This window comes from Acidithrix sp. C25 (genome assembly GCF_904848545.2).
In genome coordinates this window covers 917,842-941,189 of the sequence record NZ_CAJHCI020000010.1, presented here as the reverse complement: position 1 = coordinate 941,189, position 23,348 = coordinate 917,842, and the positions used below count along the sequence as shown (strand labels likewise).

At 46.7% G+C, this 23,348-nt stretch carries 20 protein-coding genes and 1 tRNA gene; 16 read left to right on the top strand and 5 right to left on the bottom strand.

The annotated features are described in order from the left end of the window. The first annotated feature begins 9 nt into the window (after positions 1-9). The 6 genes from ACIDITHRIX25_RS79780 to ACIDITHRIX25_RS79755 all read left to right on the top strand — a co-directional run bounded on the left by ACIDITHRIX25_RS79780 (position 10) and on the right by ACIDITHRIX25_RS79755 (position 7,843). Positions 10-1,644: a hypothetical protein gene (locus ACIDITHRIX25_RS79780; RefSeq protein WP_201733365.1), complete on the top strand. Its 1,635-nt coding sequence runs from the start codon at positions 10-12 to the stop codon at positions 1,642-1,644. Positions 1,645-1,954: 310 nt separating this feature from the next. Then, positions 1,955-2,161, top strand: coding sequence for a hypothetical protein (locus ACIDITHRIX25_RS79775; protein WP_201733364.1), 207 nt, complete (start codon positions 1,955-1,957; stop codon positions 2,159-2,161). A 152-nt stretch (positions 2,162-2,313) separates the two neighbouring features. Beyond that, on the top strand, positions 2,314-4,200 hold the full coding sequence (locus tag ACIDITHRIX25_RS79770; protein WP_201733363.1) for a DUF2334 domain-containing protein: 1,887 nt from the start codon (positions 2,314-2,316) through the stop codon (positions 4,198-4,200). A gap of 27 nt (positions 4,201-4,227) precedes the next feature. Then, positions 4,228-5,484, top strand: a complete 1,257-nt coding sequence (locus ACIDITHRIX25_RS79765; RefSeq protein WP_201733362.1) for a glycosyltransferase family 2 protein — start codon at positions 4,228-4,230, stop codon at positions 5,482-5,484. A gap of 98 nt (positions 5,485-5,582) precedes the next feature. After that, entirely contained in the window at positions 5,583-5,717 is a 135-nt protein-coding gene (locus ACIDITHRIX25_RS79760; RefSeq protein WP_283770437.1) for a hypothetical protein, read from the top strand. Between the two features lie 65 nt (positions 5,718-5,782). Further along, positions 5,783-7,843, top strand: coding sequence for a hypothetical protein (locus ACIDITHRIX25_RS79755; RefSeq protein ID WP_201733361.1), 2,061 nt, complete (start codon positions 5,783-5,785; stop codon positions 7,841-7,843). 1,234 nt (positions 7,844-9,077) lie between these two features. Here the strand turns inward: ACIDITHRIX25_RS79755 and ACIDITHRIX25_RS79750 are convergent. Next, positions 9,078-10,235: a 3-keto-alpha-glucoside-1,2-lyase-like domain-containing protein gene (locus ACIDITHRIX25_RS79750; RefSeq protein ID WP_201733360.1), complete on the bottom strand. Its 1,158-nt coding sequence runs from the start codon at positions 10,233-10,235 to the stop codon at positions 9,078-9,080. Between the two features lie 259 nt (positions 10,236-10,494). Here ACIDITHRIX25_RS79750 and ACIDITHRIX25_RS79745 point away from each other — a divergent pair, with 259 nt between their 5' ends. Together ACIDITHRIX25_RS79745 and ACIDITHRIX25_RS79740 are read left to right on the top strand one after the other, a co-directional pair. Continuing rightward, positions 10,495-11,691: an MFS transporter gene (locus ACIDITHRIX25_RS79745; RefSeq protein ID WP_201733359.1), complete on the top strand. Its 1,197-nt coding sequence runs from the start codon at positions 10,495-10,497 to the stop codon at positions 11,689-11,691. Between the two features lie 139 nt (positions 11,692-11,830). Continuing rightward, positions 11,831-12,613 (top strand): thioesterase family protein, encoded by a 783-nt coding sequence (locus ACIDITHRIX25_RS79740; protein ID WP_201733358.1) that lies wholly within the window; start codon positions 11,831-11,833, stop codon positions 12,611-12,613. 90 nt (positions 12,614-12,703) lie between these two features. Here the strand turns inward: ACIDITHRIX25_RS79740 and ACIDITHRIX25_RS79735 are convergent, their stop codons facing one another. Both ACIDITHRIX25_RS79735 and ACIDITHRIX25_RS79730 read right to left on the bottom strand, forming a co-directional pair. After that, positions 12,704-13,660, bottom strand: coding sequence for a pirin family protein (locus tag ACIDITHRIX25_RS79735; protein WP_201733357.1), 957 nt, complete (start codon positions 13,658-13,660; stop codon positions 12,704-12,706). Between the two features lie 461 nt (positions 13,661-14,121). Next, a tRNA-Lys gene (locus tag ACIDITHRIX25_RS79730) sits at positions 14,122-14,194 on the bottom strand. A 306-nt stretch (positions 14,195-14,500) separates the two neighbouring features. Here ACIDITHRIX25_RS79730 and ACIDITHRIX25_RS79725 point away from each other — a divergent pair. Beyond that, entirely contained in the window at positions 14,501-15,331 is an 831-nt protein-coding gene (locus tag ACIDITHRIX25_RS79725) for a hypothetical protein (protein WP_201733356.1), read from the top strand. A 407-nt stretch (positions 15,332-15,738) separates the two neighbouring features. On the opposite strand, the gene sodN is transcribed toward ACIDITHRIX25_RS79725, so the two are convergent. After that, the gene (sodN, locus tag ACIDITHRIX25_RS79720) at positions 15,739-16,131 is read right to left on the bottom strand and encodes a superoxide dismutase, Ni (RefSeq protein WP_052606286.1); all 393 of its coding nucleotides are present in this window, start codon (positions 16,129-16,131) and stop codon (positions 15,739-15,741) included. Between the two features lie 186 nt (positions 16,132-16,317). Here sodN and ACIDITHRIX25_RS79715 point away from each other — a divergent pair, with 186 nt between their 5' ends. From ACIDITHRIX25_RS79715 to proC, 5 genes are all read left to right on the top strand, one after another. Continuing rightward, positions 16,318-16,647: a S26 family signal peptidase gene (locus tag ACIDITHRIX25_RS79715; RefSeq protein ID WP_052606285.1), complete on the top strand. Its 330-nt coding sequence runs from the start codon at positions 16,318-16,320 to the stop codon at positions 16,645-16,647. 222 nt (positions 16,648-16,869) lie between these two features. Continuing rightward, a complete protein-coding gene (locus tag ACIDITHRIX25_RS79710) occupies positions 16,870-17,451 on the top strand; it encodes an RsiG family protein (RefSeq protein ID WP_201733355.1) in 582 nt (193 codons plus the stop codon). A gap of 330 nt (positions 17,452-17,781) precedes the next feature. Next, positions 17,782-19,026: a glycosyltransferase gene (locus ACIDITHRIX25_RS79705; RefSeq protein ID WP_201733354.1), complete on the top strand. Its 1,245-nt coding sequence runs from the start codon at positions 17,782-17,784 to the stop codon at positions 19,024-19,026. After that, positions 19,027-19,494 (top strand): type III secretion system chaperone family protein, encoded by a 468-nt coding sequence (locus tag ACIDITHRIX25_RS79700; protein ID WP_201733353.1) that lies wholly within the window; start codon positions 19,027-19,029, stop codon positions 19,492-19,494. 225 nt (positions 19,495-19,719) lie between these two features. Then, positions 19,720-20,508, top strand: a complete 789-nt coding sequence (proC, locus tag ACIDITHRIX25_RS79695) for a pyrroline-5-carboxylate reductase (RefSeq protein ID WP_052606630.1) — start codon at positions 19,720-19,722, stop codon at positions 20,506-20,508. A gap of 34 nt (positions 20,509-20,542) precedes the next feature. Here the strand turns inward: proC and ACIDITHRIX25_RS79690 are convergent, their stop codons facing one another. Then, on the bottom strand, positions 20,543-21,247 hold the full coding sequence (locus ACIDITHRIX25_RS79690; protein WP_052606631.1) for a hypothetical protein: 705 nt from the start codon (positions 21,245-21,247) through the stop codon (positions 20,543-20,545). Between the two features lie 120 nt (positions 21,248-21,367). Here ACIDITHRIX25_RS79690 and ACIDITHRIX25_RS79685 point away from each other — a divergent pair, with 120 nt between their 5' ends. Both ACIDITHRIX25_RS79685 and hemA read left to right on the top strand, forming a co-directional pair. Further along, on the top strand, positions 21,368-22,102 hold the full coding sequence (locus ACIDITHRIX25_RS79685) for an NAD(P)-dependent oxidoreductase (protein WP_201733351.1): 735 nt from the start codon (positions 21,368-21,370) through the stop codon (positions 22,100-22,102). Beyond that, entirely contained in the window at positions 22,090-23,346 is a 1,257-nt protein-coding gene (hemA, locus tag ACIDITHRIX25_RS79680) for a glutamyl-tRNA reductase (protein WP_052606633.1), read from the top strand. The genes ACIDITHRIX25_RS79685 and hemA overlap by 13 nt, the downstream gene beginning before the upstream one ends. The last annotated feature ends 2 nt before the right edge of the window (positions 23,347-23,348 follow it).

Here is a 23,348-nt window from a genome sequence, read left to right as displayed (position 1 = left end):
GCGATAAAAATGATCACTTATCCCAAGGATGGACCTAGCCTATTAGGAAAATGTTTTAGAGCTGGAGCTACTTTAGCAATCTTAGGGGTGGCCCTAACTAGTTGTCTTGGTCCCACAAAGGTCAAGTCTTCATCGGCCCCAACGACGGTGGTCAATGGTCGAACTCTTTCTACTACGTCGTCTACCTCGAACATAGTGGTGTTACCTGGACCTCCGTCTACAACCTTGACTTCATCACCTAGCATTGCACCGCCACCACTGGTTGCCCTACCTAATATCACTCCAGGGCCACCAGGAACTGTTCTGCTGAGCGCTTTCAATGCAAATGGTTCGCTAATTTCATGGGGAAACTTTAGATCTATTGAATCTAATAACACTGGATCCAATGGATACGACGATGCGCTTTTGAATCCAAAGACCCTTGAAGTTGAAGATCTTGGACCTCTCTATAACCAAGGGATAGGTGTTAGTGCTGCGTTGGATGCGACAGGATATGAATCTTTGTCTTTGGCGTGGCCGTCTGATTTGGGATATTCGAATTTGATCTGCGACCTTCCAGGGGCTGGTCAATACAATTTTGATCAGGTTTGTTCTTTGTCTCTCCTTCGAGATGTCTCTGAGATATTGTCAGAGCATAAGGGAATGACATTGACTTTGGGTCAAGCTTCCACCTTCAACTCGATTGCAAGCCAGTTGCTCAAACCGGCCGGTGGGAGTTTTAACCAAAACCAACTCCAGGCGGCAATGGACCTCGATGTAAGTGTTACAAGTGACGCGGGCCTCTATCAGATTTCTACGGTTGGACTAGCCAATAATTATCGATATGGAGTTACAATTGACTCCCCAGCCATTGCGATTACGACTCTTCGATCACTAAAGAGCATCTATCCAACCGGTGCCCGGGTTCGATTGGTAATAGATCCAGGCACGCCTCTTTCTAGATATCAATCTATTATCAATTTTGCCCATTCACTTGGTATATCAGTGATGGTGGAGTTGGTGGATTCACAATACATGGCATCGATGAACCTTGCCAACTATGAGGCTCGCGTAAGTCAAATCGTAACGACTTTACGGAATGTTGACTCATACGAAATTGGAAATGAAGTAAATGGCAATTGGCTGGGCACGAACGTCGCTGCCAAGGTGGCCTATGCAATTAGCTTCGTTAGATCTCACTCCTCGGCAACTACCTTGCTAACGCTCTATTGGCAGTTGGGTGAAGATACTGCCTCTAATTCAATATTCAATTGGTTTGCTACAAATATCACAAACAGTGAACTTTCTGGAATAAACGATATAGGTATCTCTCTCTACCCACAAGAAGCACCAATGGGTACCGCATTTCATCGGGTATTGGATACTTTGCACAGCCAGTTTGCTCCAGGTCAGAGGATCTTTATCACCGAATTGGGCTATGGTGGCTCTGGAGTTACGGGAAGCTGGTGGTGGGTAAGTCCCGGTGTCGCATCGGACTCCCAGCGAGCAGCGGTGGCTTCTCTCTATCAGGATGAATTGGCTGGCTTTAGCTTTAGTGGCGGTGGGACTTTTTGGTGGTACTTTGGTGAAGAGTACAAGAGCAATCTTGGCTTAGATTCTGCCTTGGCAAATTTTTATCAACTAAGCCACCCCAAAGCGCCCTAATGCGTCGCTTGAGCTAGGTATCGCAATATATAGATACAACTTAGAGTAGGATTTACGATTTTCCTTTCACGGAAAATGCAGTTATGTGCCTTCTAGCTAAATATTCCCGGTGATTCGATAAAATTTCGGTAAGTTCTAGCGAATTCGTAGTCATAAGAGACTTCCGTCTTAATTTTATAAAGTAATATTAACAAATTGTGAGATTTTACTTTTTTTGGGTAAGAAAAATCTTTATTATCCGTATAATAGTCACATAGGGTGGTAACAAGAGGTCGGGCATGTTTTATGCTGCCCATAAAGGAATGGTTTTATGTCTGGTGTAGGAACTACATTAACAACGCTTGGAAATGTGACAGGGACGACCCTAGGTAGTGTCGCTACTACCCTTGCAGCAGGCCAAACAACCGGAGTTGCCCATGACGCTCTTGCCTTTACTGGCTTTGCCCTGGGAGGCTATGCGCTTTTAGTGGCGGGCCTGGTAGTAGTTGGTTTAGTGGTAAAGATCTTCAACCATTAATATTGTTTTTTGATGTGGCTTTTGCTTCATCTGCTTTAGGTTTCATAAATATCGGTCTTATAAAAGAGTCCAAGCCGGTTCTCGCGTGATATTATCCGGCTTTAATATATGTTCAATTTCATACAGCGAAAGTTTCAACAAGGAGTGTCGGGATGTCTAGGACGACGGTAGTTAAGCGAGATGATAAGCATAGATTTGGAAGTACGGTAAGTATTTTCCAAAGGGGCAGGTCCTTTCCTGTTGTACGGTTAGCCATGTCGGCACTGGCAATGGCCACGGTTGCGAGCGCTGGTGTTGGAGGTCTTACCGCTACCAAGGCGTTCGCCGAAGATTCGACTACTCCCGCCAACATAGCCAAGAGTATTTCAGCAACTGCCCCGGGCTCTACAGTTTGGGGAACTACCTCATTGCCGGCTAAAACGCTTGTCCTCTACGACACAACTGGTCCATGGGGATATCTTGGTCAGATGTATGCTATTTCGCTTGGGAACCTAGCGTCGAACGCTGGGATGGTTGCCGCACAACCGGTGGTTGACTACACAGCTGGTGAGATGAGTAAGTTCACTGCTGTGATTTATGTAGGATCTACCTACGGTGAGCCCATTCCACAATCTTTCATAAGTGATGTTACGACCTCCTCCACCAAGGTACTTTGGTTGGGGGAGAATCCATGGGTGTTGGATAATTCGTCCGCAACTGCTACGAGCGCGTTCATCAACAAATACGGGTGGGATCCTTCGACTAGTTATTTTGATACAAATAACATTGCATCGGTTAATTACAAAGGTCAGACGCTCTCTAGAAACCCCTTGGCGGGTGGCGTCATCGGGCCCAACATAGTAACGCCTGCTAAGGTGACAGTGCTTGGCACTGCCAATTGCACTACGACTGCCGGTGTGGCTATCCCCTGTGCAAGCCAGGCTCGAGTAAATGGGGCTACTAGCTTCCCGTGGGCTATTACCTCTGCTAACTTGACTTACGTTGGAGAGAACCCGCTTTCTTACATGACCGAGACGGATCGATACCTTGCATTGGCAGATCTAGTTCAGGGGTTGACAGCTCCTGCGGTAACCGGCCATACCGCGCTAGTGCGTCTTGAAGATATCAGCGTCAGTGACTCAAACCGTCAGTTGTTGGCAGCAGCGCGGTACCTTCATTCCCAGCACATTTCGTTTGGCATAAACCTCATTCCTCACTGGTTGGATCCGCTTGGAACTTATAGCAATGGCGTGCCAACCAACATTCCATTGACCTCGCCAAAGGCGAAGAGCTTTGTTGCGACCATCAAGAAGATGATACGGTTGGGCGGGGTGTTGGGACAAGAGGGATACACCCATCAATATTCGAATATACCAAATCCATATGACGGTACCACTGCAGATGATTTCGAGTTCTATCGTGGACAATGTGCAACTACAGCGTCAGCGCCGTATACCTTTGTAACTCCGTGTGCAAATACAGATTGGGTTATAGAAGAGGGGCCACTGCCGGGAGACTCAGGATCTTGGGCTGCTTCGAGAGTCCAGGCTGGTCTGTCTGAGATTGCTGCGGTTGGTCTTCCTAGGCCGACCTATTGGGTAACGCCTCATTACGCGGCTTCTTCTGTGGATTATTTGGCCTTTGCGAAGTACTACGGTTCCAATACAACGACCGCTGGATACGATCGAAGGCTTTACTTCGGTGGGCAATTGAGCACGCCTGCTGCTCCTAACTATTCGCAAGTGATGGGTCAGTTCTTCCCCTATATGGTTCATGACTTATACGGATCCACGGTTATCCCAGAAAACCTTGGTGACTACGAGCCGATTGCGCTAAATAATCACCCAGCTAGGACTCCAGCCGACATAGTTGCTGAGGCTAAGGATAATTTGGCCGTTCGAAATGGGTTCGCCAGCTTCTTTTATGATCCTTCTTATGGTACTACTGCCCTCACTCAGATAGTTAGTGGAATTCAGGGCTTAGGCTACACCTTTGCATCGCCGAAGACATTACTAGGAGCACAAAGCACCACTACCTTTGGAGCTTCATCTGGAAGTTAACAAATTGAAATAGATCAAGAGGGTCATGTGCAATCGATCACTGCGTTATTGATACTTCTCTTTCTTGCCTATGGCGTTGGTTATGTGGTTCTCTCGAGAACTAAGAAGCCAATGCCACCGGCGATTGAGGAAGCCGCGGAAGAGATTCACTTTATCTTTTTGCTGCCCTGTCTAAATGAAGGCGCAGTCATTGGGCGAAGTCTGGATCGACTATTAGAGCTACCGTATAAAAATAAGAGCGTCGTCGTCATAGACGACGCTTCTGACGATAATACCTATGATGTCGTAGCAGGATATTTCGACCGTCGTGTCTCGCTGTTGAGGCGCGAACTTCCAGATGCACGTCGAGGCAAAGGCGAAGCTCTCAATGCCGCCTATCGAGCAATCACATCGTCGCCGGAGATTGTAGCGTCCGATCCGTCCAAGGTGGTTCTGTGCATTGTGGACGCCGACGGTCGTCTTGAAAAGAATGCACTTGCTCGGGTAGCTCCATACTTTAGTGACCCAAAGGTTGCAGCCGTTCAGATTGGCGTGCGCATGTACAATAGCGCCAAGTCTCTTTTAGCCCGGATGCAAGACTTCGAGTTCCTAGTCTTTACCGAGATCTTTCAACGGGCTCGCCATCAAATTGGCAGTTCTGGACTAGGTGGAAACGGGCAGTTTAATAGATTGAGCGGATTGGCGGATTTAGGAGAATCTCCTTGGTCAAACTGTTTAACTGAAGATCTTGACCTTGGCTTGAAATTGATTGAGCGTGGATGGGTGAATGCCTTTTGTCAGGAGACCTACGTTGCCCAGCAAGGCGTCACTGTATTTTCAAAGTTGATTCGACAACGGACTAGGTGGTTTCAGGGCCATTTGCAATGTTGGCACCACATGCCCAAGCTTATCAAAGCTCGCTTACCGGTGACGGCAACGATTGACCTTTTGTATAACCTCATGGGGCCAATGACCGTCCTTTTGCTTAGCCTGTCAATCGTAACGGTTATGGTGGCGAATATTTTTATCGCGATTTCAATGCCGATGAGGTATCTACACGCGGTGACGTCTAACTATGGCCTGCCGTTGATCATTGTTTATCTATTTTCGTTTGGATTTAGCCCAATCTATGCCTACTTATATTTAAAGAACACTCCAGGCGTCGGCATCATGAAGGCCTATTTTATGCCCATATATATGTGCTTTATTCCTACATTTGGTTTATATCTGGTTGGAAGGCCATTTTTCGAATCGTGTTTCGGAAAAAGGGTTGGTCTAAGACCTCTAGATTTACTAAGCAGCTAGCTATATTAGATCCCTATGAAACCAGTTCTTCTAGGCCTAACCCAAATAGGCCAAGACAAACAGTAATGTCTTTCGGCCAAGGAGGGTCCGTCGCCGATGTGGCAATTGACGATCTGGAATTGATTGCAAGGGAACTACCGAAGGCATTTTTGGATGATCTCGTGAGAAGAGAATCTACGGTCTCTGGGTGGGGGTTTCTCTGGCCCGAACTTCAATCTGACACTTTCGAATAAGCATTTGATAAATGAGAAAAATTCTATCGAAATCAAGTCCGAGCCATCCTAGGGCCAGATCGACAGTGGCCTTCTTGCGTTGGTTTGTTTCACTTTTAATATTGACCGTTACATTGGCTGCTTGCTCGGCGGCAACCGTTCCATCGACCGGTTCCACCTTTACTATGGCTCCTAAAGAGACGCTAAGTGCGTGGGGAGGAACTTCCCCCATCGTCGTCGCAGGCGGACCGAGCGAGATATCCAAAGCTTTGAATATCCTACGTTCTGGAGGCTTAGCGGCATATAGCGAATCGATTTCATTCCTCACAAATGCATCAAGCCTTGTCGTGCTCGGTGATGCAATTTTGTCAAAGCCACAGATCGATGCGATATTGACCTGGACTAGAAGGGGTGGTTATCTAGTTAGCTTTAATCGAGTGCTCAATAGCGCTTTAGGGGTGAAGCTTTTGCCAGCTAACCTCTACCCAAAAGCATTGGTTCCTTTTGTTGGCACTCCGGTTACCATCAAAAATCCCATAAAGATTACACCAATTTCACTCACTAAGGGCTTTAATCCACTCGTATTTGGAGGTAGTGCTGCTAACCCCTCCAACGCGTTTGTCGCCAGTGAGGGGTTCGGAATTGGAAAGGCACTGATTTCGACCTTTGATCCATTTAGTGGTGGTTTCCTTGGATATGAAGTTATTCCGTCACTGGCGAGGGTGATCGGGGGCTTTACCAACGCCCCTCATGGTGCTCAATCCCTCATGACGACAGTATTTGTTGATCCTGGTGTTTTGGGGCCGAATCTGGAGTACAACTATGCTCAGATCGCTAACGATCTTTATGGTGTTCGTGCCGTTGAACTTGCTGCTTGGGACTTTGGTTTTTCTGTTCCATCGGCGAACTACCCCTATCAAAAATTGATCAGCGCTCTTCACGCGCGTGGGATTTTAGTTTATGCATGGCTGGAACCGCCATTTGTGAACGATGCCCTATGGCAAAAGTATCCTCAGTGTCGTGAGAAGACACAAAGTGGAAGTCAGGCGATTGGCGGCTGGCGCGAGCTGATTGCACTTGAAGATCCAACTTGCTATGCCTTAGCATGGGGCCAATTTAGCAAGGTGTTGACGTCTTACAACTGGGATGGTGTCAACTTTGCTGAACTCTATTTTGAGACTTTGGCAACTCCGGCTCTTTCGACTCCTTATTCTTCGGCTGCGCTGAGTCAATTTGGTAAAGACCCACTTACCAACCCTGCCGCATGGATACAATTTCGATATTCCCTTGTTGACCGTCTATATTCGGAGCTATTGAAATCGGCAAATGGACTTGCAAACGCAAAGTCACTAGCGTTTCAGATTACGGTAATCGATGACTCGATAGACCCGGTTGAGGCTCAGGATATTGGTATGAATGTCCATCAGTTGGCAAAGGTGGCGTCAAATGGGGGTGCATCGATGATTATCGAAGATCCTTATACCGTGTGGACGCAGGGACCCAATCGCTACGTTGGAGTCAATAAATACATTTCGTCGATGGTGACAGCACCCAACTATTCGATCGATATAAACGACGTTCAAAGAGGTGCGTCAGCCGCACCGACGCCAAAACCCACCATGGGCGAATTCAATTTGGCCTCGATGTTTGCGGGCGCGAATAGCTCGAGAGTTGACTTTTACGCACTGGGAACTATTGCTAGCTACGATATGGCTAATCTGTCGTATGGTGTTGCGGGCAGTACTGTGTATTTTCCAAATGGACTTTCGTCAAAGTTTCCCGTTGTCTTGTCCGTGAAATCATCCTATGGAAGACTTAAGGTGGATGGTGTACAGTGGCCAGTTTCTGGCGGAGTTGGCGTCATTCCTGCGGGGCAACATAATTTGGTTTGGGAGAAGGGTTCACCTCTTTCGCCGGGGTTGATGAGAATTGATGCAGCAATTTCCACAGCTAAGGTCATCTCGAGCAAAAGTATCTCATTTGATTACTACTCAAGAAGTGCTACCTACGCGCTTTTGTCTGCTCTACCTAGATCTATTACCGCTAAAGGTGGTGCGGCTATAACTTTCCAACCCCGCCAGGATCCACTCGGGGGCTATTGGGTACGGCTTCCTAGCGGCACCCAAAGTATTACGATTGACTTTTAATCAAGTTTTTCAATTTAAGCTAATGCTTATTAATATAAATTCGAAGATACTATTTATGGTGGCGATCGAATTCATGGGTTCTGTATCGATCATTGCGAATTCTTATCTTATTGGGAACGAACTGGGTTCTTTTAGGATATCAGGGATGTTATCTCGTTCGAGCTATTTCTCTAAAGTGTAAGCGTTCTTTGAGCTTTGCTTGTTGGGCTCTAGTCGTAATAATAAAGTCGGGATTGAGTGGATCTTTGTCTTCGGCTGCGATGTCGTGACTCATAGCGCTGAAAGTTCTTTGGGTTTATCTCCTATGAAAGTAGATAACCTATCTAATGAGGCTTATGAATGATGGATACTCCCTGAGATATCATTGATTTATCGATTTGATTTATCGATTTGATTTATCGGATTGATTTATCGAATTGATGGAGCTTCCAGGATTTGAAGGTACCCTATCTTTCGGTCTTATCGTCAATTTGAGTTGGCCTGTTTTTTACGATTGATTAAGGTGAAAAGGCTATCGTGCTTTAGATGCAATATTATTTCGAAGATTACAACTCATTCAAAATTAGAAGTTGGCTCATTTTCGAGATTTACTTACCTTTGATGGTTAGGCTTTTTAGAGTATTAATTTAATTTTTGGGATAAATTGGGGCTTACAGTCGTTTGGTGATGAAGTAGTGATTAAGGTGGTTTTTAAAAGCTAATCGCGAGGCAATTTAATCGCGAGGCAATTTAATCGCGAGGCAATTTAATCGCGAGGCAATTTAATCGCGAGGCAAATTTCTAAAGATCAAATGATACCTAAATTTCGGATTGCGCGATGAGTAGTGCCGCTAGAGATGGTTGGCATACAACCGATATCGGCGATTATGACCCGCCCTCTTTTTGAATTAAGGCATATCGTAAATGGGGATCTGCGCAGAGGATGAAGATTAATTTTAGCACTATGAGTGGATTTTGCTTCCGCCAAAGTGGCGTGGAACTGGCAACGGCACAAACTTATTGATTGCCAGTTTCTAAGGCCGTTGTTTCCTCGTTGGGAATTTCGTGGGGAATTGACTTTTACGTTACGATATCTATTGGTATCTTTATTGAAATATTTGAATCGTTACGCTTGGATGCGCTTCAAAGATATTGATGGCCCTACCCATTACGAATGGGCATTGATGTAGTTGGATTGAGATAAATTGTTGGGTGATTCCAGCACAAAGAATCGAATAAGTTGGATTTAGAGTATCTAATTTATTTGAAGGGGGCCATAGTCAACGGATGAGTCCTCATCGTAGAGGCCAAAAGATCCTGAGAGATATGGGTTCTGATTGTCGGTGAATGTCACAATTGGTGTTCCATTTACACTAACTGAGATGGTCGAGCCGTTCATAATGACATTGATCTTGTACGTCGCTCCAACGGGGAATGTTGGGGAAGATCCAGTGGCCATGAACCGCTGATTGCCGCGATAGCTTGGATCTTCTTTTCCTAGCTCCCACCCGGTTGGCTTTGCCAGAAAGTAGTAGAAGTGAGTGTTATTGGTGTAATGAAAGAGCACCCAACCTTCTTCCCAAGGGTTTGGGGGAGTGCCGGTTCTAAGTTGACTGATAGTTCGGTAGGTAAAGGTCGCGTTGAAATTTCCATAGTTTGAGGTTGTGGTCACTAGTGCGGAGTGTGTGACGTTGGAAGCGTTTGCAACTGCTGGTGAGAGATTTAGCGAAGGGCCAAGGACTGGGTCGTTTACACGATTTATTGATCCATAGCCGTTAAAGTCGACAAACCACGGACCATAGGTTTGACCAGGTGTACCTTGGTTGTTTGTTGGAAAGGACGAATACCCTATTGTTCCCAAAGGTGTGGTTGTAGTGGGGGTAGCTGCGGTTGTAGATGTGGTGGTCGTGGCTATAGGCTTCGAGGTGGTCGGAACTGCGACTGGAGCAGGAGCCTGGCTTGGAGCAGCCGTTGTCACCTGAGATACTGCGAGAGATGTGGCAGTTACTCTTTGGCTTGTAGGATTGGCATTTTGACTAAGTAGTGCGGCGTTCGCTAAAGTTGCGTTCTTGGTTGGCTGGGTCGGGTTTGATATCGTTGCTTGTGAAGCGGTGGTCTTTTCTTGGCCGATAGCGGTAGTCGATGTTGCTTGAGAGCTAGGCGTAGTGGATCCCAAGGTATTGACCAAGGATATTCGGGCTGGAGATACTTGGGCCGACTTGGCGGCACCTGTTGCAATAATTGGTGCATTGACCATATTCGTTTGAGAAGTCAATCCCGGGCTAAGTAGGGTGACGGAGGCTGTGTTGGCCATGTTTACCCCGGCTTCGTGAGCTACAACTGCCGTTGTGAGCGGCATGATCGCTATCGCCGTAAGTCTGAACAGAATCGGTGCCTTCAAAGCTATCTTCATACTTTGTGTATCGTCACTGAGAGTGATAATTATAAGTTAGAAATCATATTAGCGCGTTGATTGACGCTACTTTAGGCGCTCGCAGTGTAAATTATCACTGGAAATCTCTTGGCTGACCACTGAAATCGAAGGTTGTCACTCAGGTCCAAAGATGTGGGATCCATTGATGTTGGCGTCGATGGCGCCCTAGTATGTCAAGGCGGCAATTGCTCATTTTGCTGTCTGAATATCTTTGAGCGAGAGTGAGGTGTGAGAGAGAATGCGAGAAGAAGATCCGATTCTAACAAATCGAGCACTTTATATATTTTCTGTTACCTGCGGTGCGAGTGTTGCATCGACTTATTACCTTCAGCCGATCTTTCCATCTGTCGGAAGATCGCTTCATATTTTGCCGGCCACTGTGTCGTTAGTCTCTACTGTGTTGCAACTTGCTTATGCACTTGGCCTTTTGCTCGTGGTACCACTCGGGGATCTGTTCGATAGGCGTAAGCTGATTCCATTTTTGTTGGGGTTGTCGTCTCTGTCACTTCTGGGGGTGGCATTGTCGCCAAACTTCGGCCTCTTTCTCTTTTTTTGCGCTCTTGTTGGCGTTACATCGGTGGTGGCTCAGATCACAGTTGGTTTTGTAGCTACGATCGCCGAACCTGCTAGAAGAGGAGCGCAAGTTGGTACCGTTATGAGTGGACTTTTGATGGGAATTCTTCTGGCGCGAACCATCTCTGGGACGATCGACCAATTCTTTGGATGGCGTGCAATCTTTGTCATGGGTGCAATAGCAGTTGGAGCTTTGGCCTTGGTGATCGCTCCCAATATCGCCACCTTACCGAGATCGCACCAAGGTGGATATGGTTCCCTCTTGGGCTCTTTGTTAGTTACCTTCAAGTCGGAGCCAGTTGTACGTCAGGCTTCACTTCTCGGCCTGTTGCAATTTATGGCCTTTTCGATATTTTGGAATACCTCTTCGCTTCAGTTGTCGTCGGCAAAATTACACCTAAGTCCCTTTGATATCGGCCTTTTTGGTCTGATTGGTGCTGCGGGAGCGACTGCGGCACGAATTTCAGGCAAACTCGCCGACCAGGGCCGTCAGTTTGCCGTCTCACTTTTTTGTGCAGCCTTGATAGTCGTCGCCTTTGGTTTGTTGTATCTCTTTGAATATAACTTAGTTGTGATCGTGATTGCGGTTTTGCTCTTGGATTTTGGTGTTCAAGGGGCACATATTGCGAATCAATCTGTTATTTATGCCATTGGGCAACAAGCCAGAAGTCGCATCACAAGCATCTATATGACCTCTTATTTTTTTGGAGGCGCAATCGGCTCATTTCTATCTACCTTGTTCTTTAGACAGTATGGCTATAGGTCGGTGGCTATCTATGGCTTCGCGGTTGGATTGACTATAGTTTTCGTTCGGTTCATTATTGGAGATGTGCAAAAACGCTATCGTTTGCTGCAGAAGTAGTTGGTTCCATCGAATCTCTGAGGCGTCATTGCGATAGCACGAAGTTTTTTGCACCTTAGATCTATCAACGAGCTTCAATCAACTATTTTTTAGTGTTAGCTCGCAAATATACCGGGGCCTTTACTTCTATGCTGGCGCTATGGCAAATAGTGGATTTTACGAACGAATTGGTGATGGAAAGTTTTTCCCGAACGAAGCGACCATTGGTCCGTGGTCGTCTGATGCACAGCACGGCGGACCTCCGTGTGCACTTTTAGCAAAGATGATGGACGACTTTTCGCGTTCGGATTCCACCTTTATATCGAAGATCTCGATAGAGTTTTTGAAGCCGGTTTTGTTCGGGGTGGTTGAAGTATCGCTTCGGATAGTGCGACCGGGTTATAAGGTATCTTTGGTTGAAGGAGAACTGGCTGTAAATGGAGAGCCGACCTTGCGCGGGCGTGCATGGCGACTCCGCAAGACTCCGAATCGGGTGCCCGAGGTTTCAATGGCAGAGGGCTTGGTCTTAGATCCAGAAGCATTTGAAGTGTTAAATCTTGACGCATTCCCTTACATATCAAATATTGAATGGAGATTCGAGGAGGGGTCCTTCTATGATCCAGGCCCCGTATTGGTACACGCTAGACCAAAGATCCCCCTAATTTCCAATGAAACCACCTCCGGATTAGCGGAGATGATCATCGTTGCCGACTCTGCGAATGGGATATCCCAAGAATTAACGATGGGAGAGTTTGTCTATGTCCCGGTTGATCTAATGATAAGTATTCTAGATGAGCCGATACCAGGTGAATTTATCAAATACGACGCTCGAACCAGGATTGATTCAGGCGGTGTTGGAACTTCGATAATGACTATCTCTCAAGGTGGACGTCTAAAGGCCAGTAGTTTGCATACTTTATATGTTGATAAGGGCAAGGCTTAGAAGAATTACTTCGAACAAAGCCTTGCCCTATTCGTATTTTCTCTATTTGCAGGCAGGAAGCTATTAGAGAAAAAGGCGGCCACTGTTCGTCTAGTGTTGGTAAGAGGAAGGAATGCGACCCATTTTTCCGCTTTGAAAATCGTCAAATGCCTCTTGCAGCTCGGATCTTGTATTCATCACGAATGGTCCATGCCAGGCCACGGATTCTTTAATCGGCTGTCCACCCAAGATTAGCAGTTCGAGTTTGTCTGGAGCATTTCGCTCGTCTCCATAAAGGGTTATATGGTCACCCCGCCCGAGGACGGATAGATTTCCAGTTTTGATTGAAGCTTTATCCGAACCAACGAAACCTTGTCCGCTTAAAACGTATACCAACGCGTTGAAGTTGGATGGCCAGTTCAATTCGACCATTGAGTTGGGTTCAAGGGTAGCATGGACAAAGTTAATGGGGGTCATGGTAGCGCCCGGGCCGGCGTATCCGTCGACTTCACCAGCCACGATGCGTATGAGGGCTCCACCATCAGGCGTCGTAACCAATTTGACCTTATCGGATTCCAAGTTTTGATACCCTGGTGGTGTCCACTTGGACCGTGCTGGAAGATTGACCCAAAGCTGAATTCCATGAAATAGACCTCCAGACACTACAAGGGATTCAGGTGGTCTCTCTATGTGTAAGATTCCAGCTCCTGCGGTCATCCATTGCGTGGCGCCATTTTGGATTATTCCACCACCACCGGTCGAGTCATTGTGAACGAAGGTGCCATCAATCATGTAGGTGACTGTTTCGAAGCCGCGGTGTGGATGCCAAGGGGTTCCCTTGGGTTCACCGGGTGCATAGTTTACCTCTCCCATTTGGTCCATGTGGATGAAGGGATCTAGATAGGCTAGGTCGACGCCGTGGAAGGCTCGCCTTACTGGGAATCCTTCTCCTTCGTGACCCTTGGGGGCATTAGTAATCGAACTAACAGAACGTGAAGTGGAGATGGATCTGTCAATTCTGTTAGTCCTCGGCAGGACGAGGAGGTCGGAAACTGTTACAGCTGGCATTTTATTTACCTCAAAGTGTCTATAGTTGCGCACGCAACTAAAATTATAACCAACTTATGGCGCAGTTGTATTCCAACTGTCGCTGAAAATCAGGGATAAATCCAAAGGCCATGATATGACGCCACCTCTATTGGTCTTTGGGTGTTCAAGCTGAAGTGGAGTGGGGGATGTCAAAACTTCTCACGAGTTGCATAGTTGGCTACTTATCCAAGAGCCAGCTAGACCAGATAAACCAAGGGCAATTGGATCGGAGTTTTGGGAGAATTTCCTAGTGGGAGGGATGATCTTCTTGGAATCAGGGTGCATGTTTTGGGAGGGTCTGTGCCTTAAACGTGTGTGTATTAGATGGTGTCATCGTGTCTTTGAGTTCCCTGTGCAAACTGCACCTTTGACACATAGCTTTTGAACTAGAGATCCAGGGCATTTATGTGTGGAATTCCTAGATAATTTATCGATTTAAGTGCCCCCCCTGGGACTCGAACCCAGAACCGCCGGATTAAAAGTCCGTTGCGCTAACCATTGCGCCAGGAGGGCAGTCCGATCTAGAAACGTATTCCGGAGTATGACAGAGTCTAACCTCGGCCCTTGGGCTATGAGTCCGATTTGTTGTAGGCAAACCGATGGATTTTGCATCCTTCCAGCACCTGGAGCCGACTCATTAGACCAAAATCGTCCAATTCACGTCAAGAACAGCTTTAAAGGTTAGTCGATTAAGGCTGCGCTTCATCGATTCAGTTTTAATTTTTCGTTTCGATTGGAATTTGATCTTTGTTCTAAATTTTCCTTGTAGATTCCATGGTCAATTAATGTTGCCTTCAGAATGGAGGACTATTACTGATAGTGATGAATGCGAACGGTAATGAGGAAATAGTCAACGACTATGGTGAAATGAAACGGCCTCCCATAGTCCGAATCGAATCTCGGATATCGACTGGTTTTGAGCGGACACCAATCTCGGGCAATGGCCTCAGCGAGCCACTTCATCCGGCGATTGCTCCAATCGTAGAAGAGATCTTTCACCCAGAAATTGACGATCAGGGTCCCAAACGAGCGGTATTGGCAAATACACGTCTTACATCTTCCATAGGACTTTTGATCTTTCTTGAGTTGTTTGTAATTGGCATTACCATACCTGTGGTCGGCCAACTCTTTACACTTCATGCAATCATTGGCTTTATGCTAATCCCACCACTTTTGTTCAAGCTAGTTTCGACTGGGTATCGATTTTTTCGCTACTATAGTGGCGCTCCACGATATAAAGCCGCTGGTCCGCCACACACCCTTTTGCGTGTTGCGGCACCATTATTGGTATTATCGACCGTGGCTTTAATGGCCTCAGGTGTGGTGCTGATGGTGATAGGTCCAACCGCGAGTGCGATGAATACATGGAAAGGGATACATCAAGCCAGTTTCGTCGTTTGGTTTGCTCTGACGGCAATGCATGTTGTCTCCTATCTGCCAAGGGCTGTCTATCAGATGGGTGGTGAAATTCGACTTCCAGCGATTGGTTCCTTTCAGTTTTCAAGCGTGAGACTCAAAGGACGTGAGGCGCGCTTGATCGTGGTCTTGATTGCCATCATCTTTGGTATTGTCGTCGTTAGCCTGGGTTATGGAAGTATCGCTCCGTGGGTTCACCTATTTCAGACCGGTCGGTTGATCAAGGTTCATTAGTTCTTTTTGAAGTTGATTCGATAGCCCCAAGCTAATGGATTCCAAGATGGATAATTGGTGTTTAGTCTTGATCTATCTTTAGTCTTGCTTGGGATGATTTAAGATCTAGCTATCTTTGAGACAATTCTCTAACTAAAAAGTGCTTCGAACGCAATTGCTTGGTCATACTTGATCGTAAACACCTAATCGGCCATACTTGGAGTTATTCAACGCATTGGTCCGCTGGAATTGGCATTAGTCCGACTTGCAACAGGGGCCTACGTTTCACTAAGGATTTGTTCATAAAATGGAGAGCCCTATCTGAAAACTTCAGCTAGGGCTCTCCATTTTTTTATTCTTATTCTTATTTTTACTAGGTTTTACTAGGTTTTACTAGGTTTTACTAGGTCTAAACAAAGTATAAAGATCTACTTCTTTGTATCCCAAAAGATCGTGTCGATCGCGGCAATCTCTGAGAGCAATTTTTCGGCGACTGCTACGTCATTAGTTTTTTTGGCTTCGCCTGCGGTCTTGGTGGCAGACCAAAAGAGCTGATGGAGATCTGGATGTGCTTCTAGATGAGCTGGTTTGAAGTAGTCAGTCCAAAGAACCCAGAGGTGATGCTTGACGAGTTCAGCTCGGTCCTCTTTGATTCTGACAGCACGCTCGCGAAAGACATCATCGCTGGATGCATTGAACTTCTCCATGCAGGCTTTGACTGATTCGGCTTCTATTCGGGCTTGCGCCGGATCGTAAACTCCACAAGGAAGGTCGCAATGCGCAGATGCGATTCGTGGCGCCAAGGTCTTTCTGATTTTCAAGGTATCCTCCGTTTATTTTCATCCGATTCCGATGGTCTCCGAATACGGCCATCCTTGCCGCTATTTTCTTTCATCTCCAATCTACATCGGAATTCGGTTCTTGTAATTGACTTAGTCGGCCAACGTTAATTTTCTGGTGAAAATATAGTTGTCTGATTAGGGGTTTACTTTGTAGGATCGAAGTGAATGAGACCTGTTTTTAGAGTAGAGGTTACCGGATTGAGCATGCTTCCTACTTTGATGCCAAAGGAGAGACTCCTTTGCGTTGGGATCTTTCGACGAAGATCTCTAGCTCTAGGCGCAATAGTTGTGATAGCTGATTTTGAAGCCACAAGTGAGCTTATGGTCAAGAGGGTATCAAAGATTTTCTCAGATGGATCATTTGAGGTGATGGGCGATAACCGAGGTATTTCTATCGACTCACGTCAATTTGGGGTTGTTTCGCCGGATTCCCTGCAGGGGCGAGTCTGGTTTTGCTACTCGCCCAACTTTCGAAGTTTGTGGCGAGCTACATAGAAGAGCTCATAGTGAACATCCCAAAACGCTTTTACATACAATTCCGAGGAGATGTATAATTCCGTCGAAGGAGTTTTTTAGGGTTATGGCATGGTCGATGGAGCGAAATTTTGGTGCAAAACTTACTTTTTGGCTAATTATAAGGGCAAAAGGGATCGCGCTATTGGCATTGGACTCACCTTAATGATGCCAATAACTTATTGAAGTCTATAATTTTAGATCATGCAAAGACTTGAGTCAGATATCGAGCGGATTCTAAATGTAAAGTTTTATACCGATCTTGATTCGGTTTCAACCGAGGAACTGCGTCTTCGAAAGAAGGATGCTGAAGCCATCGAGGCAATGGTCTCTTACGCCCGGAGGATTACCCAAGGGCGAATGGAAATTTTTGAGTACGATCCGACGACCTTGGCAGCAGAGGGCTCCAGTGCCGATGCGGGGGCAGTCGATCGTCTCGGTGATGTTATTACCCCCAACTCAGGGGGCAGGCCAATATCTTATGGCCGTTTTGTTGACGTCTCGATTAGTCAGAGCCAGATCGATGAAGTCGAGGCTCAGCTTTTAGAATTGATCGCAGCCGCTAGGACACAAGTAAGCACCACGTTAGAAAAGCCTACTCCGGACTCAGTTATTGAATTTTCTAGTTTGAATCAGGTGGAGACGAAGTTATCTGAGTGGCGAAAGCAGCTGTTTTTGAGTATAGATGCTATTCATGCTGAGCTGGTGGTTCGATATCGAGATGATGGTTCGATCATCGACAGCCTTTTGAACAAGGTAATTCAAGGCGAAACTTCAGGGGATTAGCACTCCAGAGGTTCTGAGATTCGAACGGTTCTTTCATCAAAGTCGAACTTTTGTGCTTGCGGTCCTGGATTTTTATCATTTTCGTCATTTGGGGATTATTGACCTTTAAGGGAATTTTTTGGAGCGTGCTTTTTTAGATGATCTTTGAAGTCGTTTTTTTCGATCCACATTGGCTCAAAGTGAGCGACATCTACCTGATGAGGTTGTATCTCTCTTCTCTGAAACGATAGATGGTCTTGGTGTTATGGTAGTTCCGGAAACAACTTGGAGACGATGATTGTTGTTATCGAAGATGCTTTGGGTAAGAGGTAAGACTTTGTGGGTTTTTGTATGACCAATTTTGCCGTAGTTTCGCTCCATAGTTCCCCGCTGGATCAGCCTGGTAGTGGTGATGGCGGGGGAATGAATGTCTATGTTTTTCAATTAGCGTCGGCCCTTGCGAGACTCGGCAATGACGTTAACATCTATACGCGAGCGACCTCGCAAGACGATCCAGCTCGCATTGAAATCGAACCTGGACTAAGGGTCCACAATGTCCCAGCAGGCCCTTTGGCGGCTCTTGATAAAGACGAGCTGCTGGAATATGTCGATGAGTTCACCGAAAATGTGATCGCAAGAATTCAGATAGACCGTTCACTTAAGCCTGATGTCGTGCACTCAAATTATTGGATCTCAGGGTTGGTCGGCCACAAACTGAAGCACTTCTATCAAGTCCCGATGATTACGACTTTTCACACAATTGAAGCCATAAAAGCGATTGGTCGTACTGTTCCAGACGATCGAGTCAGTGAATCCTTTCGGATGGATGCCGAGGATCAGATTGCCGGTTGTTCAGACTTCGTGCTCGCTTCCTGTGACCAAGAGGCGCTCGATATTCAGAGGTATTTGGGTTTAGCTTCGGAGCGAATTGCTGTTGTGCCATTGGGCGTTGAACATGCCTATTTTGCGCCGGGAGATATGGCTATGGCTAGATCTGCAATGGAGCTACCTCAGAACGATCCAATAAGCCTCTATGTGGGCCGAATTCAGCCTCTCAAGGGTCTTGCAACTGCCTTCGAAGCCTTTTCTTGCACCCTTGGTGACTTTCCCAATAGCCGCTTTGTGGTAGTTGGAGGACCTTCGGGCCATCTAGGCGAGGTTGAACTTGACTATTGTTTCGATATGGCTAGATCCAAGGGATTTGAGGACAAGATTATCTGGCGACAGCCAGAGCCTCACATCCGCCTAGCAAGCTACTATCGGGCCGCAAACCTGGTGGTAGTCCCATCGCGTACCGAGTCATTTGGATTAGTAGCCCTAGAAGCAATGGCATCTGGAACCCCCGTTGTAGCCTCAAGCGTGGGCGGATTGAAGTCCCTAATATCGCATGGCCGAACAGGCCTATTGGCTCCTGTGCGAAATGGCGGTGTGTTTGCTAATTTGATGTTGGAGCTTTTGTCTACTCGTGAGCGGTCTTCGATGATAGCCAGAAATGCTCTTATGCAAGCACGGACATACTCTTGGAAGGAAGCGGCTGAGCGAGCGCTTTCGGTAGTGGAATCTTTGGATGTTCGACAATTGATCGAGTGTGGATAAGTGCCCGAGTTGGTCTCTCTAGCCAAGCAGAAAGAACTCTTCATGGAGATCAATGGGTATCTTTTGGACTTTTCTAGGTCTGACATAGTATTGAACGTTGATAGCGATGAGACTATATTTCGCCATTACTTGCGTTGTCGCGGTCAAGAGCGTGAAGTTATTACTATATGGATTACCCAAAGGGGTCGTACAGTAATGTTTGAGACTTACTTTATGCCATATCCCGAGGAGAATGTTGCGCAGTGTTTTGAGTATCTGCTTGCCTCGAATTCACGAATTCACCCGATGTCATTTTCAATAGGGATAGAGGATGCGATCTTTATCACGGGAACTTGCCCCACTTCAAACTTCACGAGGAACCAGCTAGAGGAATATGCCGGCGCTCAACTTCAATATAGCGACGAGATCTTTCCAATTGCGATGTCTATCGGTTATGAAAGCAAATATCGCCGTTCTAGAGCTTTCTGATCTTTGAAGTTCGACCTCCGATGACTCATGGGTGATCATCTGCTTCAATAGTAAATCCACCTAAGTTTCTTCCAGGGTTTGTTTTTTAAATGATTGGTGAGCGTAGCTAAGGACTACCTTTTCATATGGTCGTGCTGCGGATAGCAAGGCTGGTTGATTATCAGTTTGACTATTTGCCCCGATGACGATCTTACCTTTTGAAAATTTGCTATAGCGTGTCTTGTTATGGCGAGATTGACAATTGTTGGTGTAGGTAAAATGGGTCGGGCAATTCTAGATGCTGTTGTCGCGGTGGGGATTACGGGGCTAGATGAGATCGTAATTTTCGATGCCAACCCAGCCCTTTTGGACGATGCGGTTCTGGCTCATCCAACTATAACTGTGGGTCACAAAATTGAGGCATCAGATATTTACATTATCGCAACCAAACCGCCTGTAGTTCGGGAAGTTGCAGGTGAGATCGGCTTGATCGGTAAGGGCTTGGTGATTTCAATAGCCGCTGGCCTTAGCATATCCTATTTGGAGGAGTCACTTGGGACCCAGATGTCCATCGTTCGCTGCATGCCTAACACCCCTGGTCAGATCGCGATGGGGATTACCGCTCTCTGTGCTAATTCAAATACAACTGCTGGCGAGTTGACTTGGGCGTCGTCGTTGCTTTTGGCTCTTGGTGAGGTGGTTGTGGTTCCTGAGAGTCAAATTGACGCCGTTACTGCGATTTCAGGCTCTGGTCCTGCCTATCTATTTTTATTTGCCGAGGCGATGATTGACGCAGGCGTAGCGCTGGGTTTGAGCGCAGATCTTTCCGCGCGTTTGGCGGTTTCGACGCTTTTGGGTTCGTCTGAGCTTTTGGCACGATCAAACTATGATACCAGAGGACTACGCCTTGCGGTTTCTTCTCCCGGAGGGACCACTATTGCAGCTACAAATGAGATGGAAGATTCTGGTTTACGCAGAGCAATTCATCGTGGAATTGCCGCAGCTCATAAAAGAGCAAGGGAAATGCAAGGCTGAGTTTTCTTTATCACTGCTCTGAATTGGTGCCCGCTCAGGATACCTTAGCGGGCACCTTGGCGGTCGTCGCAGCGATAAAGCCAAAGTAAATTATGGTAATCCCAATTACCAATGTTATTGAGAATGCCGTCATGGCATTTGCCAATGAATTTAGGAGTCCGCTAGCGCCCGTTACTGCCGTTCCGATTGCTATGAGGGCGTTGGATACCTTGAATCGAAGAGTGTTGGTTCGAAAAAAAGATGCAATTGCGCCCACAAAGACTACCGTTGCCCCAACTCCGGATCCGACTCCCGCAAAGAGTCTTGGTAGGACGCTAAAGACCTTTGAACCTTGTGCCAAATGATGCAAGGGGAGTGGGGCTAAAAATGGAGCCGAAATCATCATTCCGGTTACAAGGAATGCCAATAAGACCAAGACCTTGGCAACTTTGTTGCCAATCTTTTCTCCGAATTGGAGATAGACCGTTCCTAGTGCCAAAAATGGCACGTTCAAGATCGCACCAAAGAGATAGAAGACTTTGAATAGAAGGTGGTTCCAGCTACCAGCTGCGCCTAGAGCTAGCGCGAAGGCTGCAATCGCAAACATCGAAAGCGATGATGCCCATGCCAATTCATGAATTTTTTTCTTATTCAGCCACCGTTCATAGGTCGATAGTGCAAATATGACTCCGACTAGTGTGGCTACGATTGCCGAGATTAGCTCTACCATTTTATCTAAGGATAGATGAGATATGGACAAATGTGTTAGCCTTGGCGCTTATCCTATGGTAAAAGTGAGAGTAGCTCCCGAACAAAGGCACTATTGCGCCGACCAATTGGTTGAAAGTGACCGACGTCGAGGCGGAGCGGTGACTAAACGATGATGGTCGACTTAGATCTGTCCAGCTTGAATGTGGCAGTGATCGGCGCTGGAGCGGTTGCAGCTCGAAAGATCGCAAGGTTCGACGCCCTTCCAAGGCGCCTTTTTATCGTATCTCCTGAGATATCGAGGGAACTTTTATTCCAGGTTGGACGCCTCTTGGAAGATTACGATCCAGAAGTTATCAAAGGGGTCGATGCTATTGGGTGCGCCGATCAGATTCTCCTTTTGATCCAAGGCAACCTTGAGGATAATTCCAAGGACATTGAATTGAGATTTGGGCCTATCGAGATTCGCTTAGGCGAATATAATGAAGGCGACCTTGATGGCATTGACTATGTGGTCGTATGTACGGATAAGCATGAGCTGAATGACTCTATTACCAAAGCCGCACTAAGTGGTAAAGTTTTAGTGAACAATACTAGCGACTTTAGATCTAGTACGGTGAGAAATGTTGCGGTAAGGGCGTTGGAGAACTTTTCTGTGGGGGTAAGTTCCCATCGTCCGGTACCGGCGGTAAGCGATTGGGTTTGCGACGGACTTGTTCGGAGCATGGATCCATCGCTTGATAAGTTTATAGAAGCCTGTGCGAGTATTCGTGAGACTTTGAAGATGGAAAAGGTGAGCCTGTCAAGGGGGGCGTGGTCGAGGGTTCTTGAATCGGGAGCTTTTGATTTTATGAAGATGGGCGAAACAGATTTGGCGATTAGTGAGATTTATAAATGCCTCTCGTAGCAGTGGGAATTTCCCAAAATGAATTAGGTAGCAGAGATTTCAGTGATTTCTCGATAGACGACCAGCGTTGCATGGATTTGTTGGTCGACTTGACCGCTTCTAGCCTTGTTGAAGAGGCAGTCGTTGTAAATACCTGTGCCCGAACTGAGGTTTATGCAGTTGTCTCTTCATTCCATGCTGGGGTTGACACTGTAATTGAGCACCTAAGTCTGTGGCTTTCGGCGAATAGGTCAGAGATCGCTGAGGTCGCTCATGTATATTACGATAATGGTGCTTCGCGTCATTTGTTTAGACTTACATCTGGCATTGAATCGACAATTATTGGTGAGTCAGAGATAATTGGGCAAGTTAAGCGTGCTTATTCAAGGGCTCATGATGTGGGCACCACTAAGAGTTTCTTGGAGCGCCTCTTCCAACGGTCACTTGAGGTAGGTAAGAAGGTTCGTAGCGAGACCGCGATCTCGCAGGGAACAGTCTCCTCTGCTTATGCTGCCACGGAAATGTTGGCTCGAATAAAGCCTGGTGTGGAGCGAGCGCTCGTAGTGGGTGCTGGAGAGATCGGCTCGAAGATAACTCAAGCCTTGGTCGATAATGGAGTTAGTGTTCACGTTGCGAATCGAACAGCCGAGCGTGGTGAGAAGTTGGCTGAGTCCTTTGGCGCATCGTCTATTCCTTTAGACTTTGCCCTTTCAAACCTAGTCGACTACGACGCTGCCTTTTTCGCGACTGGTACCTCGACTTATTTAGTTGAAAAGGGTGCGCTTGCTAAGGCGATCTTATCGAAGGTGGATGTCGATTCTCAACTGGTGCTTTTTGATCTCGGCATGCCTAGAAACCTTGACCCCCAACTGGGTTTAATCTCCAGTGTTGAGCTGGTTGATCTCGAGCGTATCTACGACTACTTAAACGATGAGATGAAAAAACGAAGGTCTCAGATATCTCTCGTTGAAGAGATTATCGATTTGGAGTTGGCAGACTTTTCTTCCCGAGCCACCCAGGCCGCCACCCTTGGGCCGACGATTGCTTCACTCTATGCCTTTGGAGAAAGTGTCAAATCTGGAGAGCTAGAGCGGTTTAGGAGTAGGCTGTCGAACTTGGACCCCGAAGAAGCAAAGGCAGTAGAGGCGTTAGTATCTGGCATTGTTGGAAAGATCTTGCACGCTCCCGTGAGCAAATTAAAACAGACGAACCTAGAACGCGCCGAGCGATTAGCGGATTCTCTGCACTACCTCTTTGGACTTTAGTT

What these genes read in the sequence shown, in the direction of transcription:
- ACIDITHRIX25_RS79780 (WP_201733365.1), top strand. Translation starts at nt 10, where the DNA reads ATGATCACTTATCCCAAGGATGGACCTAGCCTATTAGGAAAATGTTTT.
- ACIDITHRIX25_RS79775 (WP_201733364.1), top strand. Translation starts at nt 1,955, where the DNA reads ATGTCTGGTGTAGGAACTACATTAACAACGCTTGGAAATGTGACAGGG.
- ACIDITHRIX25_RS79770 (WP_201733363.1), top strand. Translation starts at nt 2,314, where the DNA reads ATGTCTAGGACGACGGTAGTTAAGCGAGATGATAAGCATAGATTTGGA.
- ACIDITHRIX25_RS79750 (WP_201733360.1), bottom strand. Translation starts at nt 10,235, where the DNA reads ATGAAGATAGCTTTGAAGGCACCGATTCTGTTCAGACTTACGGCGATA.
- ACIDITHRIX25_RS79745 (WP_201733359.1), top strand. Translation starts at nt 10,495, where the DNA reads ATGCGAGAAGAAGATCCGATTCTAACAAATCGAGCACTTTATATATTT.
- ACIDITHRIX25_RS79740 (WP_201733358.1), top strand. Translation starts at nt 11,831, where the DNA reads ATGGCAAATAGTGGATTTTACGAACGAATTGGTGATGGAAAGTTTTTC.
- ACIDITHRIX25_RS79735 (WP_201733357.1), bottom strand. Translation starts at nt 13,660, where the DNA reads ATGCCAGCTGTAACAGTTTCCGACCTCCTCGTCCTGCCGAGGACTAAC.
- ACIDITHRIX25_RS79715 (WP_052606285.1), top strand. Translation starts at nt 16,318, where the DNA reads ATGAGACCTGTTTTTAGAGTAGAGGTTACCGGATTGAGCATGCTTCCT.
- ACIDITHRIX25_RS79710 (WP_201733355.1), top strand. Translation starts at nt 16,870, where the DNA reads ATGCAAAGACTTGAGTCAGATATCGAGCGGATTCTAAATGTAAAGTTT.
- ACIDITHRIX25_RS79705 (WP_201733354.1), top strand. Translation starts at nt 17,782, where the DNA reads ATGACCAATTTTGCCGTAGTTTCGCTCCATAGTTCCCCGCTGGATCAG.
- proC (WP_052606630.1), top strand. Translation starts at nt 19,720, where the DNA reads ATGGCGAGATTGACAATTGTTGGTGTAGGTAAAATGGGTCGGGCAATT.
- ACIDITHRIX25_RS79685 (WP_201733351.1), top strand. Translation starts at nt 21,368, where the DNA reads ATGATGGTCGACTTAGATCTGTCCAGCTTGAATGTGGCAGTGATCGGC.
- hemA (WP_052606633.1), top strand. Translation starts at nt 22,090, where the DNA reads ATGCCTCTCGTAGCAGTGGGAATTTCCCAAAATGAATTAGGTAGCAGA.